2 protein-coding genes are annotated in these 4,152 nt (G+C 36.6%); both read left to right on the top strand.

The features are described 5' to 3' along the window. The first annotated feature begins 696 nt into the window (after window positions 1-696). On the top strand, window positions 697-2,091 hold the full coding sequence (locus tag OZD66_RS04850) for a malonyl-CoA decarboxylase (protein WP_182366478.1): 1,395 nt from the start codon (window positions 697-699) through the stop codon (window positions 2,089-2,091). Between the two features lie 80 nt (window positions 2,092-2,171). Next, on the top strand, window positions 2,172-3,968 hold the full coding sequence (gene lepA, locus OZD66_RS04845; protein ID WP_182366481.1) for a translation elongation factor 4: 1,797 nt from the start codon (window positions 2,172-2,174) through the stop codon (window positions 3,966-3,968). The last annotated feature ends 184 nt before the right edge of the window (window positions 3,969-4,152 follow it).

Raw genomic sequence — 4,152 nt, 5'->3', positions numbered from 1 at the left:
TCAATAGGTTACTTATAATCCTAACTATAGTTAGCCTTTCATAAGTAGCGATGCAACAAAGCCATCCCAGTGTCAAGCACTGGGATGACAAAAAAAGGAGCACTGGCATGACACCTCTCTTGGACTCTTTTAGCCACAAACATTAAGAAATTAACTAAATGAAAAAAAAGGCAAAAGAAGCCCCGTGGTGCGAGTTTTGACTCTATATTACTGTAAGTGGCGCTGTAATAATGTGCTGACGCTTAGTTTAAGCGCGATTTGGCTGAATGTAGAAAAAATAAAAAAGACATGCAGCCGCTATAATTTTATGTAATCCGCCAATAAATACCCTGAGTTTTTTACTGAATTTTGTCATTGAGCCTGCAGTCAAAAACAAGTTTTGAGTCACAAATACCCTTACCATCATAATAAGGGGGCTGGCAGAGTTTGTCAAGTAAGTTTTTTCGTTTCTACTGAATGACAGTTGTGGCTTGGGGGGTAGTACAAGAAGTCTATTGTATTACTGAATTATTAATAATCTAGTAATAGTGCCTGCTATGTAGCTAAATTTTCTTTTAACTTAAGCTATATGTAGCTAAAATAACTTGGGTTTACCGACAACCGTCATCCCGCTAGTGGGATCTCTTGTTAGCGGCTGAGATGCCGCGGCGGTATGACGTACTGACTTGCATTAGCCATGTATAATAAAGGTAATCTATGACAAAAGAATCATTGGTAAAAACTGATATAGTGAAAGTTGAAGACAAAAAGGCGGTAGGAAGCTTTTTTAAAATACTAGGTGGAGTGGCAGATGCTGTAAGATCGTGGATTGGTAACATCAGTCCTGATTTAAGCAACAGTCGCGATATCGATAGTTTAGTCTTGAAGATGAACGAGTGCTTAAACCCAAAGGGAGGGGAGGTTTCAGCACGTAAGAACGCTGTATCTCTTGGTAACCTGTACTTGAGCTTATCAGAGAAAGGTAAAATAAAATTTCTACAAACCCTGGCAGAAAAATTTAATCCGAATAAAGCTGAAATAGATGAGAAAATTAGAGAGTATAAGAAAAACCAAGATCCCGAGTTAAACTATAAATTTGAACAGGATTTAATAAAAATTCTTGAATCACCGCGTTCTAAAATATTGAAGCAATTTATTTCTTTACCAGAAGGCCTTAAGTTTATTGTTGATATGCGTTCTGACGTGCTTAAGCTAAAGAACCAATATAGAAGCTTGAATCCACTAGAAAGCGAATTAAAAAATATACTCTATACTTGGGTTGATGTTGATCTACTTGATCTTCGTCAAATCACCTGGGATTCACCTGCATCATTGCTAGAAAAACTTATAAAATATGAAGCTGTGCATAAAATTTCCTCTTGGGATGACTTAAAAAACAGGCTGGGTCTCTGTTTTGCTTTTTTTCATTACAAGATACCAAACGAACCTCTAATTTTTGTAGAGGTTGCATTGGTGGATAAGATTGCAGATAGTATTCAACACCTTTTAGATGAGTCGGTACCTTCAAATGATCCAAGTAGTGCGAGCACTGCTATATTCTATTCAATATCAAATACTCAAGCAGGGTTATCTGGAATCAGCCTTGGTAATTTTTTGATCAAAAGGGTTGTAGAAAAGCTATCACAAGAGTTTAAAAGTATAAAAACATACGCAACTCTTTCTCCAATACCTGGCTTTACGAAATGGCTAAAAAACAATCTAAACCAAGATGTCACTTTATTGGGCAAACTAAATATAAAACAATCTAGTGCAGAAATTTTAGAAAGTGCAGAGCAATTAAAAACTAATGTTGAATGTACAAATGAAACTAAACAATACATGCTTAAACTATGTGTATATTATTTACTAAAAGTGAATAATAGTAATGGGAATGCTTATGATCCGGTGGCGCATTTTCATTTAAGCAATGGTGCATCGATAAAACAATTAAACTGGATGGCGGATACTTCTGAAAAAGGTATTAGTCAGTCGGCTGGAATGATGGTAAATTATCTGTATGAGTTGCCTAAAATAGATAATAATCATGAAAACTATATGGTTAATAAAGTGATTTCCTGCTCGAAAAAAGTGTCGTCTATGTTGAAGGAGTAAATAGTCTCTTAATAAAGGATTGCCCTCACAACACTTAAAATGTAAAATGGTTTTGCTAATTAAGTATAAGTAGGCCATCAATGAACAACATAAGAAATTTTGCAATAATAGCGCATATAGACCACGGTAAGTCAACGCTTGCTGACCGTTTAATAGAGGAATGTAACGGCCTTGAAGCAAGAGAAATGATCAATCAAATACTCGATTCAATGGATATAGAACGCGAACGTGGGATTACAATTAAGGCACAGACAGTAAAACTCAATTATACGGCAAATGACGGTAATCAATATTGCCTAAATCTCATGGACACCCCAGGTCACGTTGACTTTTCTTACGAGGTAAGCCGAAGCTTAGCCGCATGTGAAGGTTCACTTTTAGTGGTAGATAGTAGCCAGGGCGTTGAAGCACAAACCCTTGCAAATGTATATAAAGCTATTGACAACAACCATGAAATAATAGTTGTGCTCAATAAAGTTGACCTTCCTGCTGCAGATCCAGAAGGGGTAAAACTCCAGGTTGAGGAAATAATCGGTATTGATGCAAGTGAGTCAGTTTTAATATCAGCAAAAACTGGACTTGGAATAAAAGATGTACTTGAAGCAATAGTGGCAAAACTTCCAGCTCCTCAAGGTGATGTAAATGCTCCATTGCAAGCAATTTTAGTTGATAGTTGGTATGACACTTATTTGGGAGTGGTAATTTTAGTGCGAGTTAAAAATGGAGTGCTAAAAAAAGGTATGAGAATTGTTATGATGTCTAATAATGCTACATATCAAGTGGACAATATTGGTATTTTCACCCCTAAAAAAGTTATGACGAGTGAGCTTTCAGCGGGTGAAGTTGGTTTTATAACTGCTTCAATGAAGGAAGTAGCAGACTGCAAGGTAGGGGACACTATCACTGAGGAAAAGAGACCTTGTAGTGAAGCACTTCCTGGATTTAAAGAAGTGCATCCTGTGGTATTTTGTAGCATTTTCCCTCACAAAACGGATGATTTTAAATATCTAAGGGAAGCTCTAGAGAAGTTACATTTAAATGATGCAAGTTTTACCTTCGAAGCTGAAACTTCAAATGCACTAGGCTATGGATTTCGTTGTGGTTTTTTGGGAATGTTGCATCTTGAAGTTATTCAAGAAAGGCTCGAGAGAGAATTTGATTTAGACCTAACAGCAACTGCACCGAGTGTTATATATAGGGTTACAACACGAAGTGGTGAAATTTTGAATATTCATAACCCAAGTGATATGCCAGATCCAACGAAAATTGAAATTGTGGAAGAACCATGGATTACCGCAACCATAATGGTCCCTGACCAATACTTGGGAGAGATTCTATCTCTATGTGAAGAAAGGAGGGGAGAACAGGAGGATTTATCTTACATTGGTAACACAACAACAGCATTGTTAAGATATAAATTACCACTGTCTGAAGTTGTTTTTGACTTTTATGATCGATTAAAATCAATTTCCAAAGGATATGCAAGTTTGGATTGGGAAATTTCCAGCTATCTGGTAAGCCAAATAGATAAATTAAGCTTTTTAATTAATGGAGAGCCCGTAGATGCACTGGCTTGTATCGTTCACAAAAGTAGGGCAGAAAAAAGGGGGCGTGAAATATGTGCACGCTTGAAGGATCTAATACCACGTCAGCAATATAAAATCGCGATTCAAGCAGCAGTGGGCGGGAAAATTATTGCCAGAGAAACGATTAACCCATACAGAAAAGATGTAACAGCTAAACTCTATGGTGGAGATGTAACGCGAAGAATGAAACTACTTGAAAAGCAAAAGAAAGGTAAAAAAAGGTTACATTCTATAGGGAACGTAAATATTCCACAGAATGCTTTTATTCAAGCCTTGAAGATAAGTGATTGATCTTAAAAGACTTCTTGTATAGTTTTTGGCAACAACCGTTAGAAACGAAAAAACTTACTTGACAAACTCTGCCAGCCCCCTTATCATGAAAGTAAAGCTATTTATTTATCTTCTCTGTACAGATTAAATGACAAAAAAACTCGCGTATCTGGCGTCTCATGTTTAATTTTTTGCACTATGTGCA

Source organism: Wolbachia endosymbiont of Drosophila baimaii, from assembly GCF_028982185.1.
GTDB classification, from domain to species: domain Bacteria; phylum Pseudomonadota; class Alphaproteobacteria; order Rickettsiales; family Anaplasmataceae; genus Wolbachia; species Wolbachia pipientis.
The sequence above is the reverse complement of the archived record's forward strand: the minus strand, read 5'-3'. Positions and strand labels throughout refer to the sequence as shown.